The sequence below is a fragment of the Streptomyces sp. JK94 genome (assembly GCF_053613315.1).
Map to the genome: position 1 here is coordinate 68,206 of NZ_JBSICH010000024.1, position 17,684 is coordinate 85,889.

At 71.7% G+C, this 17,684-nt stretch carries 12 protein-coding genes; 11 read left to right on the forward strand and 1 reads right to left on the reverse strand.

All coding sequences use genetic code 11. The annotated features are described in order from the left end of the window. Positions 1-413 precede the first annotated feature (413 nt). The 8 genes from leuS to holA all read left to right on the forward strand — a co-directional run bounded on the left by leuS (position 414) and on the right by holA (position 11,935). A complete protein-coding gene (leuS, locus tag ACVV2G_RS21465; RefSeq protein WP_453844360.1) occupies positions 414-3,308 on the forward strand; it encodes a leucine--tRNA ligase in 2,895 nt (964 codons plus the stop codon). Positions 3,309-3,667: 359 nt separating this feature from the next. Continuing rightward, positions 3,668-4,402: a hypothetical protein gene (locus ACVV2G_RS21470; RefSeq protein WP_453844361.1), complete on the forward strand. Its 735-nt coding sequence runs from the start codon at positions 3,668-3,670 to the stop codon at positions 4,400-4,402. A gap of 72 nt (positions 4,403-4,474) precedes the next feature. Continuing rightward, positions 4,475-5,320, forward strand: a complete 846-nt coding sequence (locus tag ACVV2G_RS21475) for a DegV family protein (protein ID WP_453844362.1) — start codon at positions 4,475-4,477, stop codon at positions 5,318-5,320. Positions 5,321-5,571: 251 nt separating this feature from the next. After that, complete coding sequence (locus ACVV2G_RS21480; protein ID WP_453844363.1) at positions 5,572-6,687, forward strand: ComEA family DNA-binding protein; 1,116 nt, start codon at positions 5,572-5,574, stop codon at positions 6,685-6,687. 164 nt (positions 6,688-6,851) lie between these two features. Beyond that, positions 6,852-9,503 carry a ComEC/Rec2 family competence protein gene (locus ACVV2G_RS21485; protein ID WP_453844364.1) on the forward strand — a complete coding sequence of 884 codons (2,652 nt, stop codon included), beginning with the start codon at positions 6,852-6,854 and terminating at the stop codon, positions 9,501-9,503. A 177-nt stretch (positions 9,504-9,680) separates the two neighbouring features. After that, positions 9,681-10,562 (forward strand): YceI family protein, encoded by an 882-nt coding sequence (locus tag ACVV2G_RS21490; protein ID WP_453844365.1) that lies wholly within the window; start codon positions 9,681-9,683, stop codon positions 10,560-10,562. Between the two features lie 79 nt (positions 10,563-10,641). Continuing rightward, a complete protein-coding gene (locus ACVV2G_RS21495; RefSeq protein WP_453844366.1) occupies positions 10,642-10,887 on the forward strand; it encodes a hypothetical protein in 246 nt (81 codons plus the stop codon). A gap of 58 nt (positions 10,888-10,945) precedes the next feature. Then, positions 10,946-11,935 carry a DNA polymerase III subunit delta gene (gene holA / locus ACVV2G_RS21500; RefSeq protein WP_453844367.1) on the forward strand — a complete coding sequence of 330 codons (990 nt, stop codon included), beginning with the start codon at positions 10,946-10,948 and terminating at the stop codon, positions 11,933-11,935. A gap of 322 nt (positions 11,936-12,257) precedes the next feature. Here holA and rpsT read toward each other — a convergent pair whose 3' ends face one another. After that, a complete protein-coding gene (gene rpsT, locus ACVV2G_RS21505; protein WP_239768107.1) occupies positions 12,258-12,524 on the reverse strand; it encodes a 30S ribosomal protein S20 in 267 nt (88 codons plus the stop codon). Between the two features lie 355 nt (positions 12,525-12,879). Between rpsT and lepA the strand changes: the two genes are divergently transcribed. The 3 genes from lepA (at position 12,880) to ACVV2G_RS21520 (ending at position 17,477) form a co-directional block, all read left to right on the forward strand. After that, positions 12,880-14,748 carry a translation elongation factor 4 gene (gene lepA, locus ACVV2G_RS21510; protein WP_453844368.1) on the forward strand — a complete coding sequence of 623 codons (1,869 nt, stop codon included), beginning with the start codon at positions 12,880-12,882 and terminating at the stop codon, positions 14,746-14,748. A 360-nt stretch (positions 14,749-15,108) separates the two neighbouring features. Further along, on the forward strand, positions 15,109-16,986 hold the full coding sequence (locus ACVV2G_RS21515) for an AMP-dependent synthetase/ligase (protein WP_453844369.1): 1,878 nt from the start codon (positions 15,109-15,111) through the stop codon (positions 16,984-16,986). A gap of 212 nt (positions 16,987-17,198) precedes the next feature. Continuing rightward, on the forward strand, positions 17,199-17,477 hold the full coding sequence (locus ACVV2G_RS21520) for a hypothetical protein (RefSeq protein ID WP_453844370.1): 279 nt from the start codon (positions 17,199-17,201) through the stop codon (positions 17,475-17,477). The last annotated feature ends 207 nt before the right edge of the window (positions 17,478-17,684 follow it).

The following is a 17,684-nucleotide window of genomic DNA, read 5'->3' on the forward strand; positions in this document are numbered from 1 at the left end:
CGGTTCGGGAAAGCGGTCCCGCTGCCGCACTCTAAGTGGCGCCATACCCGCGGGTACGAGGTTTGAGTTATTGCGTTGTTATCAAATGACAATGCCGTCGTTGCGATGTCCCGTTAGTGGTCGTTACGCGAAGTAATCTTTGGTCTTGATTCAGGTTCGCCTGCCGCGAGGGGCTGCGCACGGGTCCGTCGCGGCCCGCTCGGTGACTGCGGTACCCTGACGCCATGCGTGCCGTACGCCTTCTGCTTAGCGAGCCGCGCTGATCAGTTCCGACCCCCGGTCATGATCCGGTGGCCGGAGTCGGCGCGGCGTCCCCTCCTGTGCGAGGGGATTTTTCATTTCCCGGCAAGTGCAGCCGCTGGTCTTGAAGGTCGCAGCCGCTGGCAGAGACGATCGATGGAGCTTTGAGGATCATGAGCGAGACGAACCCCGCGGCGACCGCCCCCGTGTCGGCGGACGCCGCGCCGCACCGCTACACGGCCGCCATGGCCGCCGAGATCGAGGCACGCTGGCAGGACTTCTGGGACGCCGAGGGGACGTACGCCGCGCCGAACCCCGAGGGCGACCTGGCGGGCGACCCGGAGCTGGTCGCCAGGCCCAAGAAGTTCATCATGGACATGTTCCCCTATCCCTCCGGTGCGGGCCTGCACGTCGGTCACCCCCTGGGCTACATCGCCACCGACGTCTTCGCCCGTTTCCAGCGGATGACCGGCCACAACGTCCTGCACACCCTGGGCTTCGACGCCTTCGGCCTGCCCGCCGAGCAGTACGCCGTGCAGACCGGCACGCACCCGCGCGTGTCGACCGAGGCCAACATGAAGAACATGCAGAGCCAGCTGCGCCGGCTGGGCCTGGGCCACGACAAGCGCCGGTCGTTCGCCACGATCGACCCGGAGTACTACAAGTGGACCCAGTGGATCTTCCTGCAGATCTTCAACTCCTGGTACGACGAGGAGGCGCGCAGGGCCCGGCCGATCACCGAGCTGGTCGCCCGGTTCGAGTCCGGTGACCGGGCCGTCCCGGGCCACCCCGGACGGGCGTGGAGCGAGCTGAGCGAGGCCGAGCGCGCCGACGTGCTGGGCGAGTTCCGCCTGGCCTACGCCTCCGACGCGCCCGTCAACTGGTGCCCCGGCCTGGGCACCGTGCTGGCCAACGAGGAGGTCACCGCCGAGGGCCGCTCCGAGCGCGGGAACTTCCCCGTCTTCAAGTCCAAGCTGCGCCAGTGGAACATGCGGATCACCGCCTACGCCGACCGGCTGCTGGACGACCTGGACGCGCTGGACTGGCCCGAGGCCATCAAGCTGCAGCAGCGCAACTGGATCGGCCGCTCCGAGGGCGCCCGCGTCGACTTCCCCGTCGACGGCGAGCGCATCACCGTCTTCACCACGCGCCCGGACACCCTGTTCGGCGCGACCTACATGGTGCTGGCGCCGGAGCACCCCCTGGTCGAGAAGTTCACCCCGGCCGCCTGGCCCGAGGGCACGCACCGGGCGTGGACCGGCGGCCACGCCACCCCGACCGAGGCCGTCGCGGCGTACCGCGCGCAGGCCGCCTCCAAATCCGACGTCGAGCGGCAGGCCGAGGCCAAGGACAAGACCGGCGTCTTCATCGGCACGTACGCGACCAATCCGGTCAACGGCGAGCAGGTCCCGGTCTTCATCGCCGACTACGTGCTGATGGGTTACGGCACCGGCGCGATCATGGCCGTGCCGGCGCACGACACCCGCGACTTCGCGTTCGCGCGCGCCTTCGAGCTGCCGATCCGCTGCGTCGTCGAGCCGACCGACGGCCGCGGCACGGACACCTCGACGTGGGACGAGGCCTTCGCCTCCCACGACGCCAGGATCGTGAACTCCTCCGGTGCGGACGTCTCCCTGGACGGCCTGGGGGTCGTCGCGGCCAAGGAACGCGTCACCGAGTGGCTGGAGCGGTCCGGCACGGGTGAGGGCACCGTCAACTTCCGCCTGCGGGACTGGCTGTTCAGCCGCCAGCGCTACTGGGGCGAGCCCTTCCCGATCGTCTACGACGAGGACGGCATCGCGCACGCCCTGCCCGAGTCGATGCTGCCGCTGGAGCTGCCCGAGGTCGAGGACTACTCCCCGCGCACCTTCGACCCGGACGACGCCGACACCCGGCCCGAGACCCCGCTGTCGCGCAACGAGGACTGGGTCGACGTCACCCTGGACCTGGGCGACGGCCCGAAGAGGTACCGGCGCGAGACCAACACCATGCCCAACTGGGCCGGTTCCTGCTGGTACGAGCTGCGCTACCTGGACCCGCACAACGGCGAGCGGCTGGTCGACCCGGAGATCGAGCAGTACTGGATGGGCCCGCGCGAGGGCCTGCCGCACGGCGGCGTCGACCTGTACGTCGGCGGCGCCGAGCACGCGGTGCTGCACCTGCTGTACGCGCGCTTCTGGTCCAAGGTCCTGTTCGACCTGGGGCACGTCTCCTCGGCCGAGCCGTTCCACAAGCTGTTCAACCAGGGCATGATCCAGGCGTACGTCTACCGTGACGCGCGCGGCATCGCGGTGCCGGCCGCCGAGGTGGAGGAGCGCGACGGCGCCTACTTCCACCGGGGCGAGAAGGTCTCCCGGCTGCTGGGCAAGATGGGCAAGTCCCTGAAGAACGCGGTCACCCCCGACGAGATCTGCGCCGAGTACGGCGCCGACACCCTGCGCCTGTACGAGATGGCGATGGGCCCGCTGGACGTCTCCCGCCCGTGGGACACGCGCGCGGTGGTGGGCCAGTTCCGGCTGCTGCAGCGGCTGTGGCGCAACGTCGTCGACGAGCACACCGGCGAGGTGGCGGTCGCGGACGTCGCGGAGGCCGACGTCGACACGGACACCCTGCGCGCCCTGCACAAGGCCATCGACGGCGTACGGCAGGACCTGGAGGGCATGCGCTTCAACACCGCCATCGCCAAGGTCACCGAGCTGAACAACCACCTGACGAAGGCGGGAGGCGTGGTGCCCCGCTCGGTCGCCGAGCGCCTGGTACTGCTGGTCGCGCCGCTGGCCCCGCACGTCGCCGAGGAGCTGTGGCGCAAGCTGGGGCACACCGATTCCGTGGTGCACCAGGACTTCCCGGTGGCCGACCCGGCCTACGTCGTCGACGAGACCGTGACCTGCGTCGTGCAGATCAAGGGCAAGGTCAAGGCGCGGCTGGAGGTCGATCCGTCCATCTCCGAGGAGGACCTGGAGAAGGCGGCGCTGGCCGACGAGAAGGTCGTGGCCGCGCTGGGCGGGGCCGGGATCCGCAAGGTGATCGTGCGGGCGCCGAAGCTGGTGAACATCGTTCCCGCGTAGGCGGTGGCGGACGCTCGGGGAGCCCGGACGGGGCGCGGGTCCAGCCGGACCCCGCCCGGTGGGGTCGTGGGTCCGGTGGGGGCGCGGGTCCGGCGAGGCGGCGGGTCCGGCGGGGCCGTGCCGGGCTGGGGGGGGGCGCGGCCTGGTGGGGGCGGGTTCGCGGCCTTGCGGGCTGGATCTCGGGGCTGTCCCCTAGGGGGAGGCTCCGAGTCGGTACGGGCAGGTTCAGGGTTGCGTACGGGCAGGTTCGGGGTTCTGTCGGAACCCTGGGCCTGCCCGCTGCGTTTACCGTGGAAGTGCGGCGCGGAGAATGCCGCGGCCTGCCGCCGCGCGGGCCGGACGCTCGGAGGAGGAGTTTCGTGGAAGCAGTGATCACGGTATTCGCCCTGCTTTTCGTGCTCGCCCTCGTGCTGGGCGCCTACGCCACGGTGAAGGCCGTCGGCGCGGCCAAGCGCAGCGTGGACCGCGGTATCACCCAGGCCCGCCGCACCGTCGAGGACCACACGCTGCGGGCCAAGTCCCTCGTCCAGTCGGGCCCGGCGAGCGAGCTGGCGCAGCTCCGGCTGACACTGCGCACCTCGATGCGGGCCACTCAGGAAGCGCTGCACGCGGGCGTGGCCGAGGACGAGTCCCTCAAGGAGTCCCTCTCCCTCTTCCAGCGGCTCAGCGCGCACGGTTTCGAACTGGACGGTGAACTGAGGCGGTTGGAGTCCGAGCCGGACCGCGCCACGCTGGCCGAGCGGCTGCCCGCCCTGCGCGAGCGCACCGGGCGCATCACGCACGCGGCCGAGTCACTGCGCTGGGCGGCGCGTGACCGGGCCCGTCACTTCTCCGACGACGATCTGCACTCGCTGAGCGCACAGATCGACGTCGAGGCCGGTGCCCTGCGGCACTGGACGGAGACGGAGCCCGCCGCCGCGCCGCCGCCCTGGCCCGAGGCCCCGGCAGCCGAGAGCCCGACCGCCCGGCAGAGTTGGCCGCAGACCCCGCAGCCGGAGCCCGCCGAGGAACCTGCCCGGCCCGCCATCAACCCGCCCGGCCCGCGCCCCGTGTATCCCTGGCAGAAGAAGGCCCGTCCGGAGAACACGACCTGATCACAGTCCCGTGAACGCCCGGCCGACGGTCCGGGCTGCCGTAGGGGCGCTACGCCAGGTAACCTCCAGCTCATGTCCCGCCATGTCGCGATCGTCACGGATTCAACGGCCTACCTCCCGGCCCGGACGATGGAGCGGCACGGCATCACCGCGGTCCCCCTGACCGTCGTTCTCGGCGACCGGGCGCTGGAAGAGGGCACCGAGATCTCGACCCGCTCGCTGGCCCAGGCCCTGCAGAAGCGGCGTCCGGTCACCACTTCCCGGCCCAGCCCCGGACTCTTCGCCGAGACCTACCGCCGGATCGCCGAGTCCGGCGTGGACGGCATCGTCTCCCTCCACCTCTCCGCCGAACTCTCCGGTACGTACGACGCGGCCGTCGTCGCCGCGCGCGAAGCGACCGTCCCGGTGCGGGTCGTGGACACCGGCATGATCGCGATGGCCCTCGGGTTCTGCGCGCTGGCCGCGGCCGAGACCGCGGAGGCGGGCGGCACGGTGGACGAGGCCGTCACGGCAGCGGAGAAGCGGGCCGCCGGCACCTCCGCCTACTTCTACGTCGACACCCTCGACTACCTGCGTCGAGGCGGTCGGATCGGGGCGGCACAGGCCCTGTTCGGTTCCGCACTGGCGGTGAAACCGCTGCTGCGGCTGGACGGCGGACGCATCGAGCCCCTGGAGAAGGTCCGGACGGCGTCCAAGGCCATCGCCCGGCTGGAGGAGATCGCCGCCGACCGGGCGGGCAACGCACCCGTCGACATCGCCGTCCACCATCTCGCCGCCCCCGACCGGGCGTCGGCGCTGGCGGACCGCCTGCGCGACCGGGTGCCCGACCTGGCCGACCTGCATGTGAGCGAGGTCGGCGCGGTGATCGGGGCGCATACGGGACCCGGACTGCTGGGAGTTGTGGTCTCGTCGCGGTGAAGGGGCAGGCGGCGAGCGGTAAGTGGCCAAGCGCTGATGTGGTCAGGGGCCAGGGGCCAGGGGTCAGCGGTCAACAGTGGTGAAGCGCTGATGCGGTTGAGCGGTTGAGCGGTTGAGCGGTTGAGCGGTTGAGCGGTGGGACGGGTGCCGCATCACCCGTGCGAGTGGCGGAGTTTTACACAATCCGGTGGTGGTCCCCGGGAATCGAGCATGATCATCGCGGGTGCGCCCAGATGTCCGATCCTCCTCGCATGGCTCTTCGATCACGCTCACGCACAGCGTCCGCGACCAGCGGCCCGGGCCGTGGACCCACCTCCGACGGCCGGCTCCGCCACCGCCGTTCATCCCGCCCCATCGGCCGGGCAGGGCGCCGGCGCCGTCACGCGCAGGCGGACGAGCTCCGCCTGCGTGCGGAAGCACTCTTCGCCGCACCTCCCGCTCAAGGGGGCGAGTCGGGACAGGCGCCGCCGTCGCCCGGAACCCGGGACGTCGAACACCGGCAGGCCCGACCTGAGAGCGATGACGGCGGATGGAGGCGAGCAGCCGAGGCCGAGGAGGAAGCGGCGGCGGACGCCGCCGGCACCGGCGCGGGGGCCTGGCGGGACCGGGTCGGGCCGGCGCTGCGGGAGCGCATGCCGGTGTGGCTGCAGACCCGGTGCGGACTGGAGCGGCGCAGCGTGGCCGCGCTCACGGTGCTGCTCGTCGTCGCGTCGCTCCTGGCGGCGCAGCACTTCTGGTCCGGCCGCACACAGCCCGTGTCGGCCCCCGAGGTGGTCCGGGAGGCGGGGTACGGCGGGGGAGACGGGGACGAGGAGGCCGGAGGCGGCTCCACGGCCGTTCCCGCGTCCAAGGGATCGGATACGGGTACAGCCGGAGCCGGAGCCGGAGCCGGAGCCGAGATCGTGGTGGACGTCGGTGGAAAGGTCCGCAAGCCCGGGGTTCACCGCCTCCCGGCCGGTTCACGCGTCGCGGACGCGCTGCGTGCCGCCGGAGGCGTGCGGTCCGGTACGAAGACCGACGGGCTGAATCAGGCCCGCTTCCTGGTGGACGGGGAGCAGGTGATCGTGGGAGCCCCCGGGCCGGTCGCGGGGGCGGGCCCTGGCTACGCCGTCCCCGGCCCGGGCGGTCCCGTGCCCGGCGGGCAGGGCGGCCCGGCGGCGGGAGCCGCACCCGCGGCCCCGGTCTCCCTGAGCACGGCGACCGCCGACCAGCTCGACACCTTGCCGGGAGTCGGCCCCGTGCTGGCCCAGCACATCATCGACTACCGCACCCGGCACGGCGGTTTCCGCTCGGTCGACGAGTTGCGCGAGGTGAACGGCATCGGCGAGCGCCGCTTCGCCGACCTGCGCGACCTCGTGCGGCCATGAGCACGGCCAGGCCCACGGCCGGTCGCACGGCCGTCACCACAACCAGGACCGCGGCCGACCGCACGGCCGGCACCGCGGCCGGCCGAGCGGTCCCGAGCCCGCAGGCGCCGTCGCGGGCCGGGCCGGGCGGGCCCACCGACCGGACGGTGCCACGGCGTGCAGCCGTGCACGCGGCTTCCGGGCATCGGCTCGGAGCAGCCCACCCCCGGCAGGAGGGGCCCACGGATCTGCGTCTGGTGCCGCCCGCGCTCGCCGCCTGGGCGACGGCGGCCCTGATGCCGGACGTGGCGCCCGGGTGGGCCGCGGGCATCGCGACCGGTGCTCTGGCCCTGTCCGGCGCGCTGCTGCTGAAGGGGCGGGGACGCCGACCGAGGCGCACACGGCCCCGTGTGTCGCTCGCCGCCCTCCTCCTCTGCGTCGCCGCATCCGCGACCTCGGCCACGTTGCACGGCGCGGACCTGCACCGCGGGCCCGTGCCGGCCCTGGCGCGGCAGTACGCCACCGTCACCGCCGAGGTGGAGGTCACCGCGGACCCCCGCCTCACCCGGCCCCGCGTCCGGGGGAACCGGGCCGTGCCGCCCACCGTGCTGATCGAGGCGGACGTGAGACGGGTGACGGAGACGGACGGAAGGGTGACGGTGACGCGCACGCCGGTGCTGATGCTCGTCGACGTCGGGGAAGGCGCGGGAGGCCCGTCCCCGGACGGGGCGCGGCCCACGCGGCTCGGGCCGGGCGCGGCACGCTGGTCGGGACTGCTGCCGACGACGCGGCTCCGCGTCACCGTGAAATCGGCTCCCCCGAGGGAGAGCGGGGACCGGATCGCCGCCGTACTACGGGTACGGGCCGTCGGGGCGGCGCCGGACGTGGTGGCGGAGCCGTCGGGGCCGCAGCGGCTGGCGGGACGGCTGCGGGCGGGCCTGCGGGAGGCCACCGACGGCCTGCCGGCGGACGCGCGGGCCCTGCTGCCGGGGCTGGTCGTCGGAGACACCTCGCGCATCACGCCGGAACTGGAGGAGGCGTTCAAGGAGACCGACCTCGCGCACACCCTGGCCGTGTCCGGAGCCAACTTCACGATCGTGCTCGCCCTGCTGCTGGGGCCGCCCGGGCTGGCCCAGCGCGCCGAACGCCGGGGACTGGCGCCCCGGCTCGGCATCTCCCTGCGGACGACCGCGCTGCTCGGCGGGGGGCTCGCCCTGGCCTTCGTCGTCGTGTGCCGGCCCGACCCGAGCGTGCTGCGGGCCGCCGCCTGCGGTTCCGTGGCCCTGTTCGCGGTGGCCACCGGACGTCGCAGGTCACTGCTCCCGGCGCTCGCGACGGCCGTGCTGCTCCTGGTGCTGTACGACCCCGGGCTGGCCCGCAGTTACGGTTTCCTGCTCTCCGTACTGGCCACGGGGGCGCTGCTCACCCTGGCCCCGCGGTGGAGCGGGGCGTTGCAGCGGCGCGGGGTCCCGCCCCGGCTCGCCGAGGCACTGGCCGCCGCGAGCGCCGCGCAGGCCCTGTGCGCGCCGGTCGTCGCCGTGCTGTCGGCGCGGGTGAGCCTGGTGGGGGTGCCCTGCAATCTGCTCGCGGAGTTCGCGGTCGCGCCGGCCACGGTGCTGGGTTTCGCGGCGCTGGCGACGGCGCCGGTGGCCATGCCCGTGGCCGAGGGGGCCGCCTGGTGCGGTGGCTGGCCGGCCGAGTGGATCGCCGGGATCGCCCGCACCGGGGCCGCGCTCCCCGGCGCGGGGGTGGACTGGCCGGGCGACTGGACCGGGGCGGCGCTGCTCGCGCTCCTCACCGTGGGCGTACTGCTCGTCGGCCGGCGCCTGCTGCGGCACCCCTGGTGGTGCGGTGTGTGCGCGGTGCTGCTGGTGCTGGCGGTGGTGCAGCCGCCGCCCCTGCCCCGGGTGTTCACGGGGTGGCCCCCGCCGGACTGGCGGATGGTGATGTGCGACGTGGGACAGGGTGACGCCCTGGTGCTCGCGGCGGGCGAGGGCGCGGGCGTCGTGGTGGACGCCGGGCCCGACCCGGCGCGGATCGACCACTGCCTGCGCTCGCTCGGGATCACCCGCGTCCCGCTCGTGGTGCTGACCCACTTCCACGCCGACCACGTGGCGGGGCTGTCCGGCGTGCTGAGGGGACGTTCGGTGGGTGCGATCGAGACGACCGCCCTCGGAGAGCCGGCCGACCAGGCGGAGGCCGTCCGCAGACAGGCTGCCGCACGGCGCATCCCGCTGCGGCACGCAGCCGCCGGGGAGCAGCGACGGTCGGGCCCGCTGTCCTGGCAGGTCGTGTGGCCACCGCCGAGTCCGCCCACCGCGGTCGCGGGGACGCGCCCGCCGACGGGCACGGAAGGCGGCCCCAACGACGCCAGCGTCGCCCTCCTGGTCCGGACGGCGGGACTGCGGCTGCTGCTGCTCGGCGACCTGGAGCCCCCGGCACAGCGGGAGCTGGCACGCTCTCCGGCGGCAGCGGCACTGCACGGCGTCGACGTGCTGAAGGTGGCGCACCACGGCTCCGCTCACCAGGACCCCGGCCTCATGCGGAAGGCCGCTCCACGCCTGGCCCTCATCAGCTGCGGTGAGGAGAACACCTATGGCCACCCGGCCCCCAGCACGGTGCAGGCGCTGCGCGCCCAGGGCGCGATGGTCCTGAGTACCGACCGGGATGGCGCCCTGGCGGTCACAGGCACGGGCGGGGCACTGCGGGTGGCGGGGGCTGAGGGGAGGCGGACGGACCGGAGGCGTGGGGTGGGCGGGGGCGGGGGTGAGGGAGGGACTGGAGATGTTGGAGGGACTGTGGGTGATGGGCGGACTGTGGGCGGCAGCGGGAACTGAAGGCGTGGAAGAAGTGCCGTCCAGGGCGGTGATATCGGGCCACACGGGGCTACTCCAGTGGACTCCCGGCACATCTGCCGGTTTCCAGTGATGTGGTCGTGTGTTGCCTCGAAAGCCTCAATGGTGATCGAATGTTTCTTCGTCAACTAGTTCCACGTCGTGCAGAGGGTGTCGAAGATGATCGGCCGTTGGCTGGGAAGCCGCACGAAACGGATGCAACGGACGGGCCCCCTGGCGGCGGTGCGGACCCCGCCGAACGCGGGTGTCCTGAGCTGCCGGGTCCTGGACCCCGTCAACGAGCCCGTGCCGAACGCGGAGTTCGCGGTCAGCGACGACATGGGGCGCAAGGTGGTCGGCGGTGGGACGGACCCGTTCGGGTCGTTCGTGGCGACGGTACCCGCGGGGGAGTACCGGCTCGCCGTGTCCGCCGAGGGCTACACGCCGTACCGGGCGTCCGCGACCGTCACCGAGGACTCGCTGGTCTCGCTCGGCGACGTGACCCTGCAGGTGGCGCAGCCCCCGGAGCTGCCCGCGCCGGGCGACTGGGAGATCGAGCCGGCGCACTCGTCGATCGCCTTCACCGCGCGGCACATCGGACTGGCCCGCATCCACGGCCGGTTCAACTCCTTCGCGGGCGCGGTGCGGATCGCCGAGGACATGGAGCACTCGGCGATGCACGTGGTGATCGACGCGGCGTCCATCGACACCAACGTGAAGACGCGCGACGACCACCTGCGGTCGGGTGACTTCCTGGACGTGCAGCGGTTTCCGACCCTGGAGTTCTACAGCGAACGGTTCACGCACCGGGGCGGCAACCGGTGGGCCGTCACAGGGGCCCTGTCCCTGCACGGTGTGACGCGCACGGTCACGCTGGACGCCGAGTACCTCGGTCTCGGCGAAGGCATGGAGGGCGAGACGCGGGCGGCCTGCCGCGCCACGACCGAGCTGCACCGCGACGACTTCACGGTGAGCTGGCAGACGATGCTGGCGCGCGGCATCGCCGTGGTCGGCCCCAGCATCCGGATCGACCTCGACGTACAGATCGTGCCCAAGGGCTGACCGGGACGGCAGGGGCGGTGCAGGCGGCAGGGCCGACCGGGAGGTCCGGCTGCCGCTGCGGTGTCCGACAATGGCACTCGTGAGTGATGTGAGACATGTGCTGGTGCTGCCCGACCGCGATGCCGCGGAGGAGGCGGCCCAGGCGCTCGGGGAGCGCTTCGGGATCGACGAGGAACCCCGGCTGGTGCGGGACGCCCTGGCCGGCGAGGACGACGCCGAGGACGCGCAGTGGCTCGTCGTCCTGCGCGACGAGCGGGGACTGCTGGACCCCGCCGAGCTGGACGAGTTCGCGGGGGAGTGGGAAGGCTGGCGCGAGGAGCCCTGACCTCCCGCGGGCCCCGGCCCGGGGCCCGTTGTCAGCGGTGCGTGCGATGCTTGTCGCGATGGCCAGGAAGACTGCGAACGACGACCCTCTCGCCCCGGTGACCCTTGCCGTGGGCCAGGAGGACCTCCTGCTCGACCGTGCCGTGCAGGAGGTGGTGGCCACCGCGAGGGCCGCCGACGCCGACACGGACGTACGCGACCTGACCCCCGACCAGCTGCAGCCCGGCACACTCGCCGAGCTCACCAGCCCCTCGCTCTTCGCCGAGCGCAAGGTCGTGGTCGTACGCAACGCGCAGGACCTGTCCGCCGACACCGTCAAGGACGTCAAGGCCTACCTCGGCGCACCCGCCGAGGAGATCACCCTCGTCCTGCTGCACGCGGGCGGCGCCAAGGGCAAGGGCCTGCTGGACGCCGCGCGCAAGGCCGGGGCGCGCGAGGTGGCGTGCGCCAAGATGACGAAGCCCGCGGACCGGCTGGCCTTCGTGCGGGCGGAGTTCCGTACCGCGGGGCGGTCGGCCACCCCCGAGGCGTGCCAGGCGCTGGTCGACTCGATCGGCAGTGACCTGCGGGAGCTGGCCTCGGCGGTCTCCCAGCTGACCGCCGACATCGAGGGGACGATCGACGAGGCGGTCGTCGGCCGGTACTACACCGGACGCGCCGAGGCCTCCAGCTTCACGGTCGCCGACCGGGCGGTCGAGGGGCGGGCGGCGGAGGCGCTGGAGGCGCTGCGCTGGTCCCTCGCGACCGGGGTGGCACCGGTGCTGATCACCAGTGCGCTGGCGCAGGGCGTGCGAGCGATCGGCAAGCTCTCCTCCGCCCGAGGCGGACGCCCCGCCGACCTCGCCCGGGAGCTGGGGATGCCGCCGTGGAAGATCGACCGCGTCCGGCAGCAGATGCGCGGCTGGACACCCGACGGCGTCTCCGTGGCCCTGCGCGCGGTGGCCGAGGCGGACGCGGGGGTGAAGGGCGCCGGAGACGATCCCGGGTACGCCCTGGAGAAGGCCGTCGTGACGATCGCCCAGGCCGCCCGGTCCCGGGGGCGGGCGTAGGCGTGGGGCGGGTGCGAACCGCCCGGTCCCGGGGGCGGGCGTAGGCGTGGGGCGGGCTCGGGCCGCGCTGCTCAGGGGGGTGAGGCCCTGAGCGGCGGCCGAAGAGCAGCCCGGCGCCTGGAAGCCCGGTCGGTCGGCCGGACGGACCGAAGGCCCCGGTCTCCGTCCTGGGGAAGGACGGCCACCGGGGCCTTCGGATCAAGCTCGGGGGCCCATGCCCGCGTGGCGAACGCAGGCCGCGCATGGACCCTGGGTGCCGGACGGGAGCGGATGAGAGAGGGCCCGCTCTGGGTCCCTCCGGCGATCAGACCAGATAAGGGGTTCAGCCCTTGAGAGCGCCGACCTTCTGCGCCAGCGCCGACTTCTTGTTGGCGGCCTGGTTCTTGTGGATGACGCCCTTCGAGACGGCCTTGTCGAGCTGACGCGACGCAACGCGCTGGTACTCGGCGGCCTTCTCGACGTCACCCGCGGCAGCGGCCTCGCGGGCCTTGCGGATCGCGGTCTTCAGAGAGGACTTGACGGCCTTGTTGCGCAGCCGGGCCTTCTCGTTGGTCTTGTTCCGCTTGATCTGGGACTTGATGTTCGCCACGAATGAGCCTTTGCAGGTTCAGGTACGAGGCCGCGAAGGCCCGTACCGGTGATTTTCTTGAAGGAGTGCCTCCCGCTGAGAGGGCAAGAGACACAGCCACCCACACTACCAGCGGCCGGTCAGCCCGCCCAAACCCGGCCTGGACCCACCCCGGGACCACCCCCGGAACCCACCCCCGGAGCACCCCCGGGACCCACCCCGGACCACCCCCGGCCCCGTCCCGGGCACGGGCCGGAGCCGCCCTCATCCCCTCCCAAACCCATCCCAGCTCCCCGCCCGTGGGACGATGGAAGCTACGTATAGATCCGACCCGAGACCGCAGACACTGCGGACGCCTCAAGAATCAGGACCCTGCGTGCCCGCGATCCCTAGCCATGTGCCCGAGCCGAGCCGTACCGACCCGGCTCTGATCCGCAACTTCTGCATCATCGCGCACATCGACCACGGCAAGTCCACGCTCGCCGACCGGATGCTCCAGCTGACCGGTGTCGTCGAGCAGCGGCAGATGCGCGCCCAGTACCTCGACCGCATGGACATCGAGCGCGAGCGCGGCATCACGATCAAGTCCCAGGCGGTGCGATTGCCGTGGGCCCCCACCCACGACAAGAGCAGCACGCACATCCTCAACATGATCGACACGCCGGGGCACGTCGACTTCACCTACGAGGTCTCGCGGTCGCTGGCCGCGTGCGAGGGCACGATCCTCCTCGTCGACGCCGCCCAGGGCATCGAGGCGCAGACCCTCGCCAACCTCTACCTGGCGATGGAGAACGACCTCACGATCATCCCGGTGCTGAACAAGATCGACCTGCCGGCCGCGCAGCCCGAGAAGTTCGCCGAGGAACTCGCCAACCTGGTCGGCTGCGACCCCGACGACGTCCTCAAGGTCTCCGCCAAGACCGGCCTCGGCGTCGACGCGCTGCTGGACAAGGTCGTCGCCGAGGTTCCCGCCCCGGTCGGCGTCAAGGACGCCCCCGCCCGCGCGATGATCTTCGACTCGGTCTACGACTCCTACCGCGGTGTCGTGACGTACGTCCGTGTCATCGACGGCCAGCTCAACAAGCGCGAGCGGATCCGGATGATGTCCACCGGCGCCACGCACGAGCTGCTGGAGATCGGCACCAACTCGCCGGAGATGCTCGCCGCCGACGGCCTCGGCGTCGGCGAGGTGGGATACCTGATCACCGGTGTGAAGGACGTCCGCCAGTCCAAGGTCGGTGACACCGTCACCAGCCAGCACAAGGGCGCCCAGGAGGCGCTCGGCGGCTACAAGGACCCCAGGCCCATGGTCTTCTCCGGCCTGTACCCGCTGGACGGCTCGGACTACCCCGAGCTGCGCGAGGCACTGGACAAGCTGCAGCTCAACGACGCCGCCCTGGTCTACGAGCCGGAGACCTCCGCGGCCCTCGGCTTCGGTTTCCGCGTCGGCTTCCTGGGCCTGCTGCACCTCGACGTGATCCGCGAGCGGCTGGAGCGCGAGTTCGGGCTCGACCTGATCGCCACCGCGCCCAACGTGGTCTACCGCGTGATCATGGAGGACGGCACCGAGCACACCGTCACCAACCCGAGCGAGTTCCCCGAGGGCAAGATCGACGAGGTGTACGAGCCGGTCGTGCGCGCCACCATCCTGGCGCCGACCGAGTTCATCGGCTCGATCATGGAGCTGTGCCAGACCCGGCGCGGCACCCTGCTCGGCATGGACTACCTGTCCGAGGACCGGGTGGAGATCCGCTACACCCTCCCGCTCGCCGAGATCGTCTTCGACTTCTTCGACCAGCTCAAGTCGAAGACGCGCGGTTACGCCTCGCTGGACTACGAGCCCACCGGCGAGCAGACCTCCAGCCTGGTCAAGGTCGACATCCTGCTGCACGGCGACAAGGTGGACGCCTTCTCGGCGATCACCCACAAGGACCAGGCGTACGCGTACGGCGTCCGGCTCGTCGCCAAGCTGAAGGAGCTGATCCCGCGCCAGGCCTTCGAGGTGCCGGTGCAGGCCGCCATCGGCTCCCGGGTGATCGCCCGCGAGACCATCCGCGCCATCCGCAAGGACGTCCTCGCCAAGTGCTACGGCGGTGACATCTCCCGCAAGCGGAAGCTGCTGGAGAAGCAGAAGGAAGGCAAGAAGCGGATGAAGATGGTGGGTTCCGTGGAGGTTCCGCAGGAGGCCTTCATCGCGGTCCTGTCCAGCGACGACGGCGCGGGGTCGGGCAAGGGCAAGAAGTAGCCGCGACCACCCCCGCGGCCCGCTCCGCACACCCCGGTGAACCGGCTGCGGAGGGGCCCGTCGCGCGCGAGCGCGGCGGGCCCCTTCGCATGTCACGGGTGGGCTTCCGTACGAAGTGACAGGGCGCGGAGACTTACGCAGGGGCCGGTCGCCCTTTACTCTGATGCCTGCTCGGTAGTTACTCATGAGTTAAACAACGTCTGAGCAGTACACGCTGAGCAGTGCACGTCTGAGCAGCACCCGCCCGAGCAGCACACGTCAGCACAACCGCCCGAGAGTGAACCAGCCGCACCTGAACCATCCGCACCCGAGTCGGCCGCAACGACCCGGCCGCACCGTCGCGGGCCCACGGAGGATGTCGTGAGCGACACACAGACACTGATCGAGAACCGTCCGCCCTCCGTGGCGGGACTCTTCCTGGAGCGGGTGGCGGCCACGCCAAACGCCGAGGCGTACCGCTATCCGGTGCCGTCGGCCTCGGGCGAGGGCCCGGACGACTGGAAGTCGCTGACCTGGGCGCAGGCCGCCGAGCGGGTCCACGCCATCGCGGCCGGCCTGATCGAACTCGGCGTGCAGCCCGAGCAGCGCGTGGCCCTCGCCTCATCCACCCGGCTGGAGTGGATCCTCGCCGACCTCGGCATCATGTGCGCGGGCGCGGCGACGACCACCGTCTATCCGCAGACCAACGCCGAGGAGTCGGCGTACATCCTCTCCGACTCCGAGAGCAAGGTGCTGATCGCGGAGGACGCCGCCCAGCTCGTCAAGGCGAGGGAGAAGCGCGGCGAGCTGCCCACGCTGACCCACGTCGTGGTGATCGACGCGACCGGCGCCGACACCACCGAGGAGTGGGTGCTCACCCTCGACGAGCTGGAGCGGCTCGGCGCGGCCCGCCTGGAGGCGGACCCGGAGCTGGTCAGGAAGCGGGTGGGCGCGCTCACCAAGGACCAGCTCGCGACCCTCATCTACACCTCCGGCACCACCGGCCGGCCCAAGGGCGTCCGCCTCCCGCACGACAACTGGTCGTACATGGCGAAGGCGATCACCGCGACCGGCCTGGTGACCGCGGACGACGTGCAGTACCTGTGGCTGCCGCTCGCGCACGTCTTCGGCAAGGTGCTGACCTCCGGTCAGATCGAGGCCGGCCACGTCACCGCAGTCGACGGCCGCGTCGACAAGATCATCGAGAACCTGCCGGTCGTCCAGCCGACCTACATGGCGGCCGTGCCCCGCATCTTCGAGAAGGTCTACAACGGTGTCGCCGCCAAGGCCCGCGCGGGCGGCGGAGCCAAGTACAAGATCTTCCAGTGGGCGGCCGGCGTCGCCCGCGAGTACGCCAAGGTCACCCAGGACAACTTCAAGCGGACCGGCACCGCGAGCGCCCCCGCCGGCCTGCGCACCAAGCACGCCGTCGCCGACAAGCTCGTCTACGCCAAGATCCGCGAGGCCTTCGGCGGACGTCTGCGCGCCTGCGTCTCCGGCTCGGCCGCCCTCGCCCCCGAGATCGGCTACTTCTTCGCCGGCGCCGGCATCCACATCCTGGAGGGGTACGGTCTCACCGAGTCCTCCGCCGCGTCCTTCGTGAACCCCGGCGAGGCCTACCGCACCGGCACGGTCGGCAAGCCGCTGCCCGGCACCGAGGTGCGCATCGCCGACGACGGCGAGATCCTGCTGCGCGGCCCCGGCATCATGGAGGGCTACCACCAGCTGCCCGAGAAGACCGCCGAGGTGCTGGAGAGCGACGGCTGGTTCCACACCGGCGACATCGGCGAGCTCTCGCCCGACGGCTACCTGCGCATCACCGACCGCAAGAAGGACCTGATCAAGACCTCCGGCGGCAAGTACATCGCGCCCGCCGAGGTCGAGGGGCGGTTCAAGGCGGTCTGCCCCTACGTCTCCAACATCCTGGTGCACGGCGCCGACCGGAACTTCTGCACCGCGCTCATCGCCCTCGACGAGATCGCGATCACCGAGTGGGCCAAGGAGAACGGCCTGGAGGGCAGGCCGTACGCGGAGATCGTCGCGGCGCCCGTGACCGTCGAGATGGTCGACGGCTACGTCAGGCAGCTGAACGAGGGCCTCCAGCGCTGGCAGACCCTCAAGAAGTTCCGCCTGCTGCCCCGCGACCTCGACGTCGAGCACGGGGAGATCACCCCGAGCCTGAAGCTGAAGCGGCCGGTCGTGGAACGGGAGTACAAGCACCTGATCGAAGAGATGTACGAGGGCTCACGCGAGGCCTGACCGCGCGGGCGGTGTTGCGGGGCGGGTCGACGTGACCCGCCCCGTCGGCTGACGGCCGACACACACCTCGCCTGAACGTCGCCGACGGGTGAGCGTGGGGAAAGTCGTGGCTGTGGGGGAGCGGCGGCCGATAGGATCGAAGATTCTCAGGAACCCCTGCGAGCCGGTGGTGCTCTCGGGGAACGTGGCTACCCAGAGCGAGTATCCATCCGATGAGCGCAGGTGGCACGGCACGTACGCCGGATCCCAGGCTTGCGGAACTCGCCCGCACCTCACGGGACTTCAACTTTCTGTACGACCATCTGGTCCGTCTGGTCGCCTACGGTGCCGCTGCCGAGTCGCACGTCTTCACCGACCCGAACACCTCACTTCTCAAGTCCCGGCAGTTCGGCGAGGCCCTCGCCGCCGGTTCTTTGGGATCCTTTTTGACGATGTCGTCCATGCGGATGAGCTCTCTGCATTCCTTCAGCAGCGCTTTCCGGATGTGCTGAACCTCCAGCGGCATGCTCTGCCCGCCCTGCGCCATGCACCCTCCACCATCGAGGCCTTGACCAACTTTCCACTCTAACCACGCCGTGTGGGCTGCTTCACGCCAAATGGCCGGATAACTGCTTGCGTTGGTTGTCGGCTTGGTGCGTTAACGGCCGACGCGCGGCCTGGCGTCGTCACGGCAATGATGTCGATCTCTGAGGGTGGGT